General features: G+C 68.7%; 11 protein-coding genes. 7 read left to right on the forward strand and 4 right to left on the reverse strand.

All coding sequences use genetic code 11. The features are described from left to right. Positions 1-34: 34 nt before the first annotated feature. Positions 35-325 carry a 30S ribosomal protein S6 gene (gene rpsF / locus AB0F82_RS18450; protein ID WP_004950685.1) on the reverse strand — a complete coding sequence of 97 codons (291 nt, stop codon included), beginning with the start codon at positions 323-325 and terminating at the stop codon, positions 35-37. A 249-nt stretch (positions 326-574) separates the two neighbouring features. Between rpsF and AB0F82_RS18455 the strand changes: the two genes are divergently transcribed. The 3 genes from AB0F82_RS18455 to AB0F82_RS18465 all read left to right on the forward strand — a co-directional run bounded on the left by AB0F82_RS18455 (position 575) and on the right by AB0F82_RS18465 (position 3,242). Next, entirely contained in the window at positions 575-877 is a 303-nt protein-coding gene (locus tag AB0F82_RS18455; RefSeq protein WP_356811296.1) for a hypothetical protein, read from the forward strand. Between the two features lie 141 nt (positions 878-1,018). After that, positions 1,019-2,137 (forward strand): lipid II:glycine glycyltransferase FemX, encoded by a 1,119-nt coding sequence (locus AB0F82_RS18460; protein WP_030025757.1) that lies wholly within the window; start codon positions 1,019-1,021, stop codon positions 2,135-2,137. 73 nt (positions 2,138-2,210) lie between these two features. Then, complete coding sequence (locus AB0F82_RS18465) at positions 2,211-3,242, forward strand: alanine racemase (protein ID WP_362628731.1); 1,032 nt, start codon at positions 2,211-2,213, stop codon at positions 3,240-3,242. A 10-nt stretch (positions 3,243-3,252) separates the two neighbouring features. Here the strand turns inward: AB0F82_RS18465 and AB0F82_RS18470 are convergent, their stop codons facing one another. Continuing rightward, positions 3,253-4,713, reverse strand: coding sequence for a glycosyltransferase family 87 protein (locus tag AB0F82_RS18470; RefSeq protein ID WP_362628734.1), 1,461 nt, complete (start codon positions 4,711-4,713; stop codon positions 3,253-3,255). Between the two features lie 94 nt (positions 4,714-4,807). Beyond that, the gene (locus tag AB0F82_RS18475; RefSeq protein ID WP_362628737.1) at positions 4,808-7,399 is read right to left on the reverse strand and encodes a transglycosylase domain-containing protein; all 2,592 of its coding nucleotides are present in this window, start codon (positions 7,397-7,399) and stop codon (positions 4,808-4,810) included. A gap of 276 nt (positions 7,400-7,675) precedes the next feature. Here AB0F82_RS18475 and AB0F82_RS18480 point away from each other — a divergent pair, with 276 nt between their 5' ends. The 3 genes from AB0F82_RS18480 to AB0F82_RS18490 all read left to right on the forward strand — a co-directional run bounded on the left by AB0F82_RS18480 (position 7,676) and on the right by AB0F82_RS18490 (position 10,784). Next, a complete protein-coding gene (locus tag AB0F82_RS18480) occupies positions 7,676-8,278 on the forward strand; it encodes a PadR family transcriptional regulator (protein ID WP_030025751.1) in 603 nt (200 codons plus the stop codon). A gap of 49 nt (positions 8,279-8,327) precedes the next feature. Then, positions 8,328-9,410, forward strand: coding sequence for an inositol-3-phosphate synthase (locus AB0F82_RS18485; protein ID WP_356811292.1), 1,083 nt, complete (start codon positions 8,328-8,330; stop codon positions 9,408-9,410). 105 nt (positions 9,411-9,515) lie between these two features. Beyond that, entirely contained in the window at positions 9,516-10,784 is a 1,269-nt protein-coding gene (locus tag AB0F82_RS18490) for an MFS transporter (protein ID WP_362628741.1), read from the forward strand. A 68-nt stretch (positions 10,785-10,852) separates the two neighbouring features. On the opposite strand, the gene AB0F82_RS18495 is transcribed toward AB0F82_RS18490, so the two are convergent. After that, a complete protein-coding gene (locus AB0F82_RS18495) occupies positions 10,853-12,319 on the reverse strand; it encodes a CCA tRNA nucleotidyltransferase (protein WP_362628744.1) in 1,467 nt (488 codons plus the stop codon). A gap of 186 nt (positions 12,320-12,505) precedes the next feature. Between AB0F82_RS18495 and AB0F82_RS18500 the strand changes: the two genes are divergently transcribed. Then, positions 12,506-14,770, forward strand: coding sequence for a DUF6049 family protein (locus AB0F82_RS18500; RefSeq protein ID WP_356811289.1), 2,265 nt, complete (start codon positions 12,506-12,508; stop codon positions 14,768-14,770). The last annotated feature ends 18 nt before the right edge of the window (positions 14,771-14,788 follow it).

Here is a 14,788-nt window from a genome sequence, read left to right on the forward strand (position 1 = left end):
TGCTACTCGATCCCGATTACCGCTGAACCGAAGTTCAGTGGGTCTCGGGGCGAAGGACCTTGGTCCGGAGAACCGACTCGTTCAGGTTCATCTGTCGGTCAAGCTCCTTGACGACCGCAGGCTCGGCCTGGAGGTCGATGACCGAGTAGATGCCCTCGGGCTTCTTCTTGATCTCGTAAGCGAGACGACGACGGCCCCAGGTGTCGACCTTCTCGACCTTTCCATTGCCCTCACGGACGACGGAGAGGAAGTTCTCGATCAGCGGGGAGACAGCGCGCTCCTCGAGATCGGGGTCGAGGATGACCATCACTTCGTAGTGACGCATGTGGAACCCACCTCCTTTGGACTCAGCGGCCACGGTCGTTCCGTGGCAGGAGGGTCGTGATGCGTGAGCACGGCGTCCCAAGAGCAGACACCGCGCAGCTGTACAGACTACCTGCTCGCGTCCTTCCGGTTGAAATCCGGCAGGAGAGGGCCACAATCTGTATCCATCGGGTGTGCTCGGTGCTATGCCCCGGCCCCCTGCCGGAGGCAGCCCGCAGCACCGCCAGCTTCAGCCAGGAGGTGCCTTCCGATGGCACAGGCAATGCGGCCCCCTCAGATCTCCCTGCTCTCCACCGACGGAAAGCCCCACCCGCTGCAGGACGCCCTGATGGCGGTCACTCTGACCCTCGGCGCCGTGGCGTTCATCACGGCCTTCTTCCACAGCCTCCACCTGATCAGCTCGTGGGCCGGGCTGATCGGAATCCTGACGGGCGCGTACGGACAGTTCGTCTCCGTCACGACACGCGAGCGCTTCGCGCTGATCATCGGCCTTGGCGCGTCTGCCATCGGCTTCTACCTCGGCATGTTCCACGGCGGCCTCTTCGGGGGCTGACGGGGCTGCCCGGGACACCTCCTCGGCAGGGCGCCGGCCACACTCCGGCCCGGACCCACGGCCCGTCCCCCAGAAGGGTGGCGCCCCTGTCGCAGTAGGCTTCGCGCCATAGCCAGCGAAGCCGCCGAGGAGACGCCCCGCATGAGCCTGTCCCTGAGGACCATCAGCCGAGAGCAGCATCTGGGTTACCTCCAGAGCCTGCCCTCGGCGAGCCACTGCCAGGTCCCGGCGTGGGCCGACGTCAAGAACGAGTGGCGTTCCGAGAACCTCGGTTGGTTCAACGAGTCCGAGGAACTCGTCGGAGCGGCACTCGTGTTGTACCGGCAGCTGCCCAAGGTGAAGCGCTACCTCGCGTACCTCCCCGAGGGGCCGGTCATCAACTGGTACGCCCCGAACCTGGAGGAGTGGCTCCAGCCGATGCTGGCCCACCTCAAGCAGCAGGGCGCCTTCACCGTGAAGATGGGCCCGCCCGTCGTCATCCGCCGCTGGAACTCGGCCGCCATCAAGGCCGGCATCCAGGACCCGAACGTGAAGCGTCTGCGCGACGTGGAGGCTTCGGTCATCGAGCCGCGCGCCTTCGAGGTCTCCGACAAGCTGCGCCGCATGGGCTGGCAGCAGGCGGAGGACGGCGGCGCCGGCTTCGGCGACGTCCAGCCCCGCTACGTCTTCCAGGTCCCGCTCGCCAACCGCTCGCTGGACGATGTCCTCAAGGGCTTCAACCAGCTGTGGCGCCGCAATATCAAGAAGGCGGAGAAGGCCGGCGTCGAGGTCGTCCAGGGCGGCTACGACGACCTGCCGACCTGGCAGCACCTCTACGAGATCACCGCCGAGCGCGACAAGTTCCGCCCGCGCCCCCTCAGCTACTTCCAGCGCCAGTGGACGGCCCTCAACTCCGAGGACCCCAACCGGATGCGCCTGTACATCGCCACGCACGAGGGCGAGCCGCTGGCCGCCGCGACGATGCTCACCGTCGGCCAGCACGTCTGGTACTCCTACGGCGCCTCCGCCAACCACAAGCGCGAGGTCCGGCCTTCGAACGCGATGCAGTGGCGCATGCTGCGCGACGCGTACGCACTCGGTGCGAGCGTCTACGACCTGCGCGGAATTTCTGACACGCTGGACGAGAACGACCACCTGTTCGGTTTGATCCAGTTCAAGGTCGGTACGGGCGGCGAAGCCGTCGAGTACGTCGGCGAATGGGACTTCCCGCTGAACAAGGTGCTGCACAAGGCGCTCGACATCTACATGTCGCGGCGCTGACCCGGATCCACCCGCTTTCCCCCACACAGTCCCGCTGCACCGCGCAGCTTCCCAGGAGAGGTCCCGGACGGGCATGGCGCTCACGCTCTACGTCGACACCGCGCGCTGGCGTGCGCACCAGAAGCAGGTCCAGGACCAGTTCCCCGGGATGGTCCCGGTCTGCAAGGGCAACGGTTACGGCTTCGGCCACGAGCGGTTGTGCGAGGAGGCGACCCGGATGGGCGCCGACGTACTCGCCGTCGGAACGACGTACGAGGCCGCCGGCATCAAGGACCTGTTCGGCGGCGACCTTCTCGTCCTCACCCCGTTCCGCCGGGGCGAGGAGCCTGTACCGCTGCCGGACCGGGTCATCCGCTCGGTGTCCTCGCTGGACGGGGTCCGCAGCCTGGTCGGCGCCCGTGTGGTCATCGAGTGCATGAGCTCGATGCGCCGCCACGGAATCTCCGAGCAGGACCTGGGCCAGCTGCACGGCGCGATCGAGGACGTACGGCTGGAGGGCTTCGCCCTGCACCTGCCCCTGGACCGCCCCGACGGCTCGGACGCCGTGGAGGAGGTCATCGGCTGGATGGACCGGCTGCGCGCTGCCCGGCTGCCGCTGCACACCATGTTCGTCAGCCACCTGCGGGCCGAGGAGCTGGCACGGCTCCAGCAGCAGTTCCCGCAGACCCGCTTCCGCGCCCGGATCGGCACCCGGCTGTGGCTGGGCGACCACGAGGCGACCCAGTACCGCGGCTCGGTGCTCGACGTGACCCGCGTGGCCAAGGGAGACCGCTTCGGGTACCGCCAGCAGAAGGCCGCGTCCGACGGCTGGCTGGTCGTGGTCGCCGGCGGTACCTCGCACGGTGTGGGTCTGGAGGCCCCGAAGGCGCTGCACGGTGTGATGCCGCGCGCCAAGGGGGTCGCCCGGGCGGGTCTGGCCACGGTCAACAGGAACCTGTCGCCATTCGTGTGGGCGGGCAAGCAGCGCTGGTTCGCCGAGCCGCCGCACATGCAGGTGTCGATCCTGTTCGTGCCCGCCGACGCGACCGAGCCGAAGGTCGGCGACGAGCTGGTGGCGCACCTGCGCCACACCACCACGCAGTTCGACCGGGTGCTCGACGCCTGAGCCGTCCCGCTCAGTCCCTGGGGCCGGTGCCCCAGTCGACCCGCTGTCCCTCCGAGGGCGTCGCGTACCGCGGCGCCCTCGCTGCGTCCGACAGCACGAACACGTCCTCGGCCCCGTCCAGTACACCCCCGGAGGGGTCGTCCGAGCCGCCCTGGCGGACGGCGTCGCGCTCCGGGAGGAGGATGTCGCGGACGATGACGGCGCACAGGTAGAGCGTGGTCAGCAGGTGGGCGGCGATCGCCAGCTGGTAGCCCTCCACGGGCAGGCCCTGGTGCTTGTCCCCGCTGTTGATGTACGCGAGGTAGGACCAGATCCCGAGGAAGTAGGCGACCTCGCCGGCCTGCCAGATCAGGAAGTCCCTCCAGCGCGGCCGGGCCAGCGCGGCGAGCGGGATGAGCCACAGCACGTACTGCGGTGAGTAGACCTTGTTGCAGAGGATGAAGGCGGCGACGACGAGGAAGGCCAGCTGGGCGAAGCGGGGGCGGCGGGGGGCGGTCAGGGTGAGCAGTCCGATGGCCCCGCAGAGCAGGAGCGTCAGCCCGGTCGCGTAGGTGTTGGCGTCGTGCAGGGGGTTGCCCGAGCGCTGGGAGATCAGCAGCCATACGGAGCCGAAGTCGATGGGCCGCTCCTGGCTGAAGGTGTAGAACTTCGTCCAGCCCTCCCAGGCGAGGAGCATGACGGGGAGGTTCACCGTGATCCAGGCCAGGGCCGCTCCCAGGGCGGCCAGGCCGAACTCGCGCCACTTGCCGGCCCGCCAGCACAGCACGAACAGGACGCCGAGCAGCAGTACGGGATACAGCTTGGCGGCGGTGGCCAGGCCGATGAGGACGCCGAAGAGGACCGTTCGCCCCCGGGACCACATCAGCATCCCGGCCGCGGTCAGGGCGATGGCCAGTAGGTCCCAGTTGATCGTCGCCGTCAGCGCGAAGGCGGGCGCGAGGGCGAAGAGCAGGGCGTCCCAGGGCCGGCGGCGGTGTGTCCGGGCGACGCAGACGGCGATGACCGCCGCGCAGGCCATCAGCATGCCCGCGTTGACCATCCAGTACATCTGCTCGCGGTGCTGCATGGAGCCGCTGCCGGGGGTCAGCCAGGAGGCGATCTCCATGAAGAGCCCGGTGAGCACCGGGTACTCCAGGTACTCCATGTCGCCGGGCAGCCGGTCGAAGTAGGGCGTCAGGTTGTCGGCGAAGCCGCGGACCGCGTACAGGTGCGGGATGTCGGAGTAGCAGGCGTGGGTGTACTGCGAGGTGGCCCCGCGGAACCACGCCCAGTCGTAGCAGGGCAGCTTCTGCACCATGCCGAGGGCGAACATTCCGATGGCGATGAGGGCCACGACGCGCACCGGTCCCAGCCAGTGTCCGCCGAGCCGGGCGTAGCGGCCGAGCGGGCCGCCGATGAGCTCACTGCCGGCTGCGGCGACCTCGTCCTGCTGCGTGGGCAGTACGGGGTGGTCCTCGTGCACCTTCGTCATGGGGCTCATCCTGCCGTACGGGGCCGGGCACCGGGGAAGGCCGCCGCACGGTGTGTGCGACGGCCTTCCCGGGCTCACGGGGGCGGTGGGCGGATCAGTCAGGCACGGTGGTACCGGTGGTCGATCCGGTCAGGCCGCCCGGGCGGCCCGGCCTGCCGCTGGGCGACGGGGACGGCGATGTGCTGGGCCCGCCGATGACGCCGGAGTCGGTGCCGGTGGACGTGCCCTCGTTGGTGCCGCCCCGCGTGGTGTCCGGGTCGCAGTACAGCTCCCACGGCTTGCACGGCCGGGCGCTGCCCTTGGAAGGCTTCGGGGACGGCGGCGGGGAGCTCGGCGGGATCGACGACGGCGGCGTGGACGGCGTCGCGGGTGCCACGGGGGTGGGGGAGGGGGCGCCGGCGGAGTCGGCCGTGACGCCGATGTCCTCGGCCTCGGGGAACTTTGTGACGGGCTTGCCCTTGAGGGCCTCGCTCATGTACTCGGTCCAGATCTCGGCCGGGATGTCACCGCCGTGGAGGGAGGGGATGTCGCCCACGCCCTTCATGGAGATGAGCTTCTTCTCCGCCGAGTTGGGATCGGTGCGGAAGAGGACCACGGAGGTGGACAGCTCCGGGGTGTAGCCGACGAACCACGCCGACTTGTTCTCGTCCGTGGTACCGGTCTTGCCCGCGGCGGGCCGGCCCAGCTTCTTGGCCTTCTTGCCGGTGCCGTTCTCGACGACGTTCTCCAGCACCTTGGTGACGTTGTCCGCGACCGCGTTGTCCATGGCCCGCTGGTCCTTGGGGGCCTCGAAGCCGGTCAGCTTCTCGCCGTTCTTCTCGACCGCGATCACGGAGTACGGCTCGCGGTGCATGCCGGAGGCGGCGAAGGTCGCGTACGAGTCGGCCATGCGGATGGCGCTGGGGGTCGAGGTGCCCAGGGCGAAGGAGGCGTCGGTGTTCGGGTTGATCGACTCCTCGAGGATGCCCGTGGCCTTCGCCACGTTCTTGACCTTGTCGTGGCCGACGTCGAAGACGAGCTGGGCGAACGGGACGTTGATGGACTTCTCCATCGCCTCGTTGAGGGTCACGTACCCGAAGGCGGTGGGGCTCTCGTTCTTCTGCCGGAACGGGTTGCCCGACGCGTCGCGCAGGGGCCTGCCCTCACGGTTGTTGATCACGGTGAGGTCGTTGGCCTGGTACTTGCTGTTGACCGAGATGCCCTTGCCGTTGGAGTTCTGGGTGCCGTACTCCATGGCCGCCGCCAGCACGTACGGCTTCCAGGTCGAACCGACGGGGACGCCGCTGGTGTTGGCGTTGTTGCTGAAGTACTTCTGGTCCCAGCCCGGGCCGCCGTACAGGGCGACGAGCGCGCCGGTCTTGACGTCGACGGAGGCGGCGCCGAACTGTACGAAGGTGTCGGTCTCGGGGCGCTTCTTCTCGTCGATCAGGCCGGCGCGGATGTCCTCGACCGCCTTGACCATGGCGTCCACCTTGGGCTTCTCGAAGGTGGTCTTGATCCGGTAGCCGCCCAGGGCCATCTGCTCGGCGGTGATGCTCTTGGTCTTCATCACGTACGCCTTGGCCGTGTCGACCAGATAGCCGATCTGGCCGGTCATGCCGCGGGCCTGCTCGGACTCGACGCGCGCGGGGAATTCCGTGTACTTCGCCCGCTCCGCCGCCTCCATGCGGCCCACCTCGACCTCGCGGTCCAGCACCCAGGCCCAGCGCTTCCTCGCGCGGTCCTCGTTGAGGGCGGGGGTGGCGGCGGCGCCGATGCCGCCGTCCGGGTTGTAGAGGTTGGGGCCCTTCAGCACGGCGGCCAGGAACGCGCACTCGGAGGGGTTCAGGTCCTGGCTGTCCTTGCCGAAGTAGGCGCGGGCCGCGGCCTGGATGCCGTAGGCGTCCCGGCCGTAGTAGGCGGTGTTCAGGTACCCGGCGAGGACGGTGTCCTTCTCCTCGGAGACACCGAGCCTTATCGCGATGAAGAGCTCGGTGACCTTTCGCTTGAGCGTCTGGTCGGAGTCCAGGTAGGTGTTCTTCACGTACTGCTGGGTGATGGTCGAGCCGCCCTGGGTGGAGCCGCCCGTGCCCATGTTCCAGACGGCGCGGGCGATACCCATCGGGTCCACGCCCTTGTCCGTCTCGAAGGACTCGTTCTCCGCCGCGATCACGGCGTCCCTCATGGACCGGGGGATGCTCGAGATGGGGACGATCTGCCGGTTCATCGAACCGCCCGTCGCCACCATCTGGGTGCCGTCGGCCCAGTAGAAGACGTTGTTCTGCGCCTTGGCCGCCTTGTTCGGGTCCGGGGTGCTCACCATGGCGATGCCGATGCCGGCACCGGCGATGATGACCGCGAAGAAGCCGAGGGCGGTACCGGAGACCAGCTTCCATGAAGGCAGGAAGCGCTTCCAGCCGTCCCGGTCGGACCGCGGGTAGTTGATGAGCCGCTTGTCCGGGCGGCCGGCGCCGCGTCCGCTTCCCGCAGCGCCTCTGCCACGGCCCGAGGACCCTCTCGGCGCCGCCCGGCGGGCGTCGGCGCGACTGCCCTGGGCGGGCTGCTGTGCGTACGGGCCGCTGTGTGACGCCGTGGGGACGTCACGTCCGGCCGGGGCACCCCTGCCGGGGCGCTGCTGGGCGGCGCGGCGGGCAGAGGCCCGCCCCCCGCCCTGGGGCTGCGGCGGTTTGCGGCGGTGCTCGCTCATCGAACGACTACTCCTCGGGCAGGCGAGTGGCCTGGAAGCGGCAGGTGAATTCCGGTTCCCCCCGGTGTCATGGCGCACAGACTACGCACGGTCAAAACCCGACCAGTGCCGAAGTTCACCCCAAATCAGGCAACCTGCCTGGTGCGAAACGGTGATGTGATGCCGGTCACCATGCCTCCCCTTGTCGATGGAGGCGGGCCGTTCTATCGTCTGGATGTATCGAGTCGATACATCAGCTCGACATAATGACTCAGGGGTGGAGGAGGGGGCAGGCGGATGAGCAGACGCTCCGGCATCCTCGAGTTCGCCGTCCTCGGCCTGCTCCGCGAATCCCCCATGCACGGCTATGAGCTGCGCAAGCGGCTCAACACCTCGCTGGGAGTGTTCAGAGCCTTCAGCTACGGGACGCTCTACCCCTGCCTCAAGACACTCGTCGCCAACGGCTGGTTGATCGAAGAACCGGGCAACGCCCCGGAGGACGCTCTCGCCGCTTCACTCGCAGGGCGCCGCGCCAAGATCGTCTACCGGTTGACGGCCGCGGGTAAGGAGCACTTCGAGGAGCTCCTCTCCCACACGGGCCCCGAGACCTGGGAGGACGAGTCCTTCGCCGCCCGCTTCGCCTTCTTCGGCCAGACCGAACGAGACGTGCGGATGCGGGTACTGGAGGGCCGTCGCAGTCGGCTGGAGGAGCGCCTCGAGAAGATGCGCGCCTCACTCGCCCGAACGCGGGAGCGCCTCGACGACTACACGCTTGAGCTGCAGCGGCATGGCATGGAGTCCGTGGAGCGCGAAGTGCGCTGGCTGAACGAGCTCATCGAGAGTGAGCGGGCGGGACGGGATCGGAGACGATCAGGTCCGTCCGACGAAACCGAAAAATGAGGACTGCATCTTGCAGGCCTTGTCCGAGAACAAACAGGGAGCAACCGGAATGGGTTCGGTTCGCGTAGCCATCGTCGGCGTGGGCAACTGCGCCGCCTCGCTGGTGCAGGGCGTCGAGTACTACAAGGACGCCGACCCGGCGTCCAAGGTCCCCGGGCTGATGCACGTCCAGTTCGGCGACTACCACGTGCGTGACATCGAGTTCGTCGCCGCGTTCGACGTCGACGCGAAGAAGGTCGGCCTCGACCTTTCGGACGCCATCGGCGCCAGCGAGAACAACACCATCAAGATCTGCGACGTCCCGAACACCGGTGTCACCGTTCAGCGCGGTCACACCCTGGACGGCCTGGGCAAGTACTACCGCCTGACGATCGAGGAGTCCGCCGAGGCTCCGGTCGACGTGGTCCAGATCCTCAAGGACCGCCAGGTCGACGTCCTGATCTGCTACCTGCCCGTCGGCTCCGAGGACGCGGCGAAGTTCTACGCGCAGTGCGCCATCGACGCCAAGGTCGCCTTCGTCAACGCCCTCCCGGTCTTCATCGCCGGCACCAAGGAGTGGGCCGACAAGTTCACCGAGGCCGGTGTCCCGATCGTCGGCGACGACATCAAGTCGCAGGTCGGCGCCACCATCACGCACCGCGTGATGGCGAAGCTGTTCGAGGACCGCGGTGTCCGTCTTGAGCGCACCATGCAGCTCAACGTCGGCGGCAACATGGACTTCAAGAACATGCTCGAGCGCGACCGCCTCGAGTCGAAGAAGATCTCCAAGACGCAGGCCGTCACCTCGCAGATCCCGGACCGTGAGATGGGCGAGAAGAACGTCCACATCGGCCCGTCCGACTACGTCGCGTGGCTCGACGACCGCAAGTGGGCCTACGTCCGTCTTGAGGGCCGCGCCTTCGGCGACGTCCCGCTGAACCTCGAGTACAAGCTCGAGGTGTGGGACTCCCCGAACTCCGCCGGTGTCATCATCGACGCCCTGCGCGCTGCGAAGATCGCCAAGGACCGCGGTATCGGCGGCCCGATCCTGTCGGCGTCCAGCTACTTCATGAAGTCCCCGCCGGTCCAGTACTTCGACGACGAGGCCCTGGCCAACGTCGAGAAGTTCATCAAGGGCGAGGTCGAGCGCTAGTCGAAGCCTGCCGGTCCGGTCGACACCTGGGCTTCGGCTGTTCTTCCGCGGAGGGTCCCCGGGCAAAGTGCCCGGGGACCCTCCGCGTATGTGACCCTTTCCCTCATGCCTGTCGTACGTGATCTGCGCGTACTCCTGCGCCTGAGGGACTTCCGCAACCTGCTCGCCGTACGGCTGCTCTCCCAGGCGGCGGACGGCGTGTACCAGGTCGCGCTCGCCACCTACGTCGTCTTCTCCCCCGAGAAACAGACCTCCCCGGCGGCCATCGCCTCGGCCATGGCGGTACTGCTGCTGCCCTACTCGGTGATCGGCCCCTTCGCCGGGGTACTGCTCGACCGCTGGCGCCGCCGCCAGGTCTTCCTCTACGGCAACCTGCTGCGGGCCTTCCTCGCCTGCATCACCGCCGTGCTGATCGTCGCGCACGTGCCCGACTGGCTGTTCTACGCCTCGGCGCTGTCCGTGACCGCGGTCAACCGCTTCGTACTGGCCGGCCTGGCCGCCGCACTGCCCCGCGTCGTCGGAGCCGACCAGCTGGTCACGGCGAACGCGCTCTCCCCCACCGCGGGAACCCTCGCGGCCGTGGCCGGCGGAGGGCTGGCCTTCCTCGTCCGGCTGCTCGCCTCCGGCTCCAATGCCCTCGTCGTGCTGCTCGGAGCCTGTCTCTATCTCTGTGCTGCCCTGGTTGCCCTGCGCCTGGCCATCGGACTCCTCGGCCCCGACCATTCCGCCGGGCAGGCCCATCCCTCGCTGGCCGAAGGCATCGCCCTCACGGTGCGGGGCATGGCCGAAGGCCTCCGGCACCTCGCCGCCCGGCGCCGGGCGGCCCGGGCGCTCACCGCGATGACCATGATGAGGTTCTGCTACGGAGCCCTGTTCGTCATGCTGCTGATGCTCTGCCGCTACGCCTGGTCCGGCAGCGAAGCCGAGGGACTCGCGCTCCTGGGCATCGCGGTCGGCGCCTCGGGGGCCGGATTCTTCGCGGCCGCCGTCGTGACCCCGTGGATGGTGGGCCGCCTGGGCACCCTCGGCTGGATCACCGCCTGCGCCGCGGGCTCCGCCGTCCTGGTGCCGGCCCTGGGCCTGTTCTTCGCCCCGGGGCCGATGCTGGCCGCCGCGTTCGTCCTCGGCCTGGCCACCCAGGGCGCCAAGATCTCCACCGATACCGAAGTGCAGTCCCAGGTGGACGACGACTACCGCGGCCGGGTGTTCTCGGTCTACGACGTGCTGTTCAACGTCGCTTTCGTCGGGGCGGCAGCGGTGGCCGCCCTCATGCTCCCCGCCGACGGGCAGTCCGTGGTCCTGCTCGTCTGCGTGTGCGTCCTCTACGTCCTGACCGCAGTGCTGCTCGCCCGACGCAGCCGATGTTTCACGTGAAACATCACCCATCCCCGGTCCACGGGCGCCGATGTTTCACGTGAAACATCGGCGCCCGCACCCGCAGATCAGGCCTGGGCCGCCCACCACTCCTTGAGGGCCATCACGGCGGCGTCATGCCCCATCGGGCCGTTCTCGAGCCGCATCTCCAGCAGGAAGGCGTAGGCCTTCCCGATCACCGGCCCCGGGCCCACGTCCAGGACGCGCATGATCTCGTTGCCGTCCAGGTCGGGCCGGATCGCGTCCAGCTCCTCCTGCTCCTGCAGCTGTGCGATGCGCTGCTCGAGCCCGTCGTAGGTGCGGGAGAGCGCGTTGGCCTTCCGCTTGTTGCGGGTGGTGCAGTCGGACCGGGTCAGCTTGTGCAGACGGTCCAGCAACGGCCCGGCGTCACGCACGTAGCGCCGCACCGCGGAGTCCGTCCATTCCCCGTCCCCGTAGCCGTGGAAGCGCAGGTGCAGCTCGACCAGCCGGGACACGTCCTTGATCATGTCGTTGGAGTACTTCAGCGCGGTCAGCCGCTTCTTGGTCATCTTCGCGCCGACCACCTCGTGGTGGTGGAAGGAGACCCGGCCGTCGCTCTCGAAACGGCGGGTGCGGGGCTTGCCGATGTCGTGCAGCAGGGCGGCGAGCCGCAGCACGAGGTCCGGGCCGTCCTCCTCCAGCGCGATCGCCTGCTCCAGCACGATCAGCGAGTGGTCGTAGACGTCCTTGTGCCGGTGGTGCTCGTCACTCTCCAGTCGCAGCGCGGGCAGCTCGGGCAGCACCTGGTCGGCCAGGCCGGTGTCCACCAGCAGTCCCAGACCCCGGCGCGGGTTGGTGGAAAGGATCAGCTTGTTCAGCTCGCCCTGGACCCGCTCCGCGGAAACGATCTCGATCCGCTCGGACATCGCCTTCATCGCCGCCACGACCTCCGGGGCGACCTCGAAGTCCAGCTGCGCCGAGAAGCGCGCCGCCCGCAGCATCCGCAGGGGATCGTCGGAGAAGGAGTCCTCGGGGGTTCCGGGGGTCCGCAGGACGCCGGCGGCCAGATCTTCCAGGCCACCGTGCGGGTCGATGAACTCCTGCTCGGGCAGGGCCAGCGCCATGGCGTTGACCGTGAAATCACGGCGCACGAGGTCCTCGGCGATCGAGTCGCCGTAGGAGACCTCCGGCTTGCGCGACGTGCGGTCGTAGGCCTCCGAGCGGTAGGTCGTCACCTCGATCTGGAAGTTCCGGACAGCGTCTCCGACGCGCGCGTTCTTATGGGCCCCGACGGTGCCGAAGGCGATGCCGACGTCCCAGACCGAGTCGGCCCACGGCCGGACGATCTTCAGAACGTCCTCGGGGCGGGCGTCGGTGGTGAAGTCGAGATCGTTACCGAGACGCCCGAGCAGCGCATCACGGACGGACCCGCCGACCAGGGCGAGACGGAAGCCCGCCTCCTGGAACCGGCGGCCGAGCTCGTCGGCGACAGGAGCGACCTCCAGCAGTTCACTGACCGCGCGGCGCTGCACCTGACTCAGGGCACTGGGGTTGTCTTCGTTGGCGTTCGGCACAACTGAAAAGGGTACGTGCCCGGCCCACCAGGCACCGCCCCGTTTATCGGCGACCCCGGTACGCGGCCACCGCGGGGCTGAACCGATCATGTGGAGCAAGGTGCGGCACTCGCACACAGCGCACCTCGTTACCATTCGTGGACGCACAAAAGACGACCACTGACACTTCTAGGGACGGGCTAGCGCGTGGCCGAGGCGGCAGACATCCAAGGGGCGTCCCCCGCCCCTGTCCGGCGCCGATGGCTGCGGCGCGCGATCGTCCTGCTCGCCGGGACCCCCGTGCTGGCCGGTCTCGTCTATGGCCCCGCCCCCCAGGCCGAGGCCGTCCAGGCCTCCTCAGTCGATGTCCAGCTGGTCTCCATGGCGCCCAGCGCCCCGGTGAAGGGTGACACCCTCACCATCCAGGGCACCGTGATCAACACCGGATCCGAGACGATCACCGACGCCCACGTCGGCCTGCGGGTCGGGCCGGCGCTCACGGACCGGTCGTCCATCGACGAGACGGCCGACCGCAACGGTTTCCGCGCCGGCACCGATCCCGGCGAGATCGACCCGGCGTACGCGGTGAAGATCGCCTCGCTGCCGTCGAAGGTCACCCACAACTTCACCCTCACCGTCCCGGTCAACAAGCTCGAACTCGACAAGGACGGCGTCTACCAGCTCGGTGTCTCGCTGTCCGGGGTCACCGACAGCCGGCCCTCCGAGCAGGTGCTGGGCATCAAGCGGACCTTCCTGCCCTGGCAGCCGGAGGCCGCCGCCAAGCGCTCCCAGCTCACCTACGCCTGGCCGCTGATCTCCACCACCCGTGTCACGGCGGAGACCGGCTCCGACGAGCTCCAGACGCCGGTCTTCCTCGACGACTCCCTCGCCGAAGAACTCCGGTCGGGCGGCCGCCTGGAACAGATGGTCACCCTCGGCAAGGACCTGCCGATCACCTGGGTCATCGATCCCGACCTGCTCTACACGGTCGACGCGATGACCAAGGGATACCGGGTCCGCGGCGCCAACGGGAAGGCCGTCCAGGGCAAGAACAAGGCCGTCGCCGAGCAGTGGCTGAGCTCCCTGGAAGCGGCCGTACAGGGCAAGAAGGTCGTCGCCCTGCCCTTCGCCGACCCCGACCTCGCCTCCCTCGCCCACCACGGCAAGGACGTCTCGGGCACCCTGGGGCAGCTGCGCCCGGCCACCGACAAGGCGAAGCAGGCCGTCGAGACGGTCCTGCACGTCCCCGCGTCCACCGACTTCTCCTGGCCCGTGAACGGTGCCATCGATCCTTCGATCGTGAACGTCGCCACCTCGGCCGGTGCCCACAACGTCCTCACCCGCAGCGACAGCCTCGTCGAGAGCGGCGCCCTCGGTTACACGCCGTCGGCCGCCCGGCCCATCGGCGCCGGCACCACTGCTGTCGTTGCGGACGCCGAGCTGTCCACCGCGTTCGAGGGCGACATGCTGAACGCCGGGAGCTCCACGCTCGCCGTGCAGCGGTTCCTCGCCCACAGCCTCGCCCTGAACCTGCAGAAGAGCGACGAACCGCGCAGCTTCGTCGTGGCTCCGCAGCGGACGCCCACGGTCAGCCAGGCCCAGACGATGGCCGCTGCCATACGCGGCCTCCAGGGGGGCCGCTGGACGCAGCCCGCGGACCTGGAAGCGGCGGCCGCCGCCAAGCCCGACCCGGGCGCCACCACCCAGGTGCCGGGCGCCGGCCAGTACCCCGAGGACCTGCGCAAGCAGGAGCTGCCGGTGTCGGCCTTCGAAAAGATCCGCACGACGCAGAACACGCTGGACCATTTCAAGGTGATCCTCGCCGCGCCCGACCGCGTGGAGATCCCCTTCGGCAACACCGTCAACCGGGAGATGTCGACTTCCTGGCGAGGGCGTCCCGACGAGGCCCGCCTCTACCGGGACCAGGTGCAGGAGTACCTGATCGGTCTCACCGAGAAGGTCAAGGTCATCCCCAAGTCCGACGCCACCCTGTCCGGACACAGCGCCACCATCCCGGTCAGCGTCCAGAACAGCCTCGTGCAGGACGTGCACGACCTGGTCCTGCGGGTGAAGTCCGCCAACCCGTCCCGCCTGATGTTCAACGGCAGCGGTCAGGCGGAGCAGCAGGTCACCGTCCAGGGCGACCACACCCAGACGGTGAAGTTCCCCGCCAACGCCACCGCGAGCGGGCCCGTCGAAGTCACCGCCCAGCTCTTCACCAAGGACGGCATCCCCTACGGCAAGGAACGCCGGTTCACCGTCGAGGCCACCGAGATCACTCCCACCGTGATGCTCGTGATCGCCGGCGGTGTGCTCCTCCTGGTCCTGGCAGGCATCAAGATGTACGCCAGCCGCAAGCGTGTCGCGGCCCGTGCTGCCGCCGAGGAGAGCACGCAGCCGAGTGACGAGTCCCCGGACACCGAACCGCAAAGCACCGAGGGGTCCGGCACGAGTGAGACAGTGGACCGTTGAGCGACGCCGTGGCCGGTC

Source organism: Streptomyces virginiae, assembly GCF_040638905.1.
GTDB lineage: Bacteria > Actinomycetota > Actinomycetes > Streptomycetales > Streptomycetaceae > Streptomyces > Streptomyces virginiae_B.

Bases quoted from the DNA above. Each gene is read 5' to 3' on its own strand.
- AB0F82_RS18455 (WP_356811296.1), top strand. From the start codon at position 575: ATGGCACAGGCAATGCGGCCCCCTCAGATCTCCCTGCTCTCCACCGAC.
- AB0F82_RS18475 (WP_362628737.1), bottom strand. From the start codon at position 7,399: ATGAGCGAGCACCGCCGCAAACCGCCGCAGCCCCAGGGCGGGGGGCGG.
- AB0F82_RS18465 (WP_362628731.1), top strand. From the start codon at position 2,211: ATGGCGCTCACGCTCTACGTCGACACCGCGCGCTGGCGTGCGCACCAG.
- rpsF (WP_004950685.1), bottom strand. From the start codon at position 325: ATGCGTCACTACGAAGTGATGGTCATCCTCGACCCCGATCTCGAGGAG.
- AB0F82_RS18480 (WP_030025751.1), top strand. From the start codon at position 7,676: ATGAGCAGACGCTCCGGCATCCTCGAGTTCGCCGTCCTCGGCCTGCTC.
- AB0F82_RS18490 (WP_362628741.1), top strand. From the start codon at position 9,516: ATGCCTGTCGTACGTGATCTGCGCGTACTCCTGCGCCTGAGGGACTTC.
- AB0F82_RS18470 (WP_362628734.1), bottom strand. From the start codon at position 4,713: ATGACGAAGGTGCACGAGGACCACCCCGTACTGCCCACGCAGCAGGAC.
- AB0F82_RS18460 (WP_030025757.1), top strand. From the start codon at position 1,019: ATGAGCCTGTCCCTGAGGACCATCAGCCGAGAGCAGCATCTGGGTTAC.
- AB0F82_RS18485 (WP_356811292.1), top strand. From the start codon at position 8,328: ATGGGTTCGGTTCGCGTAGCCATCGTCGGCGTGGGCAACTGCGCCGCC.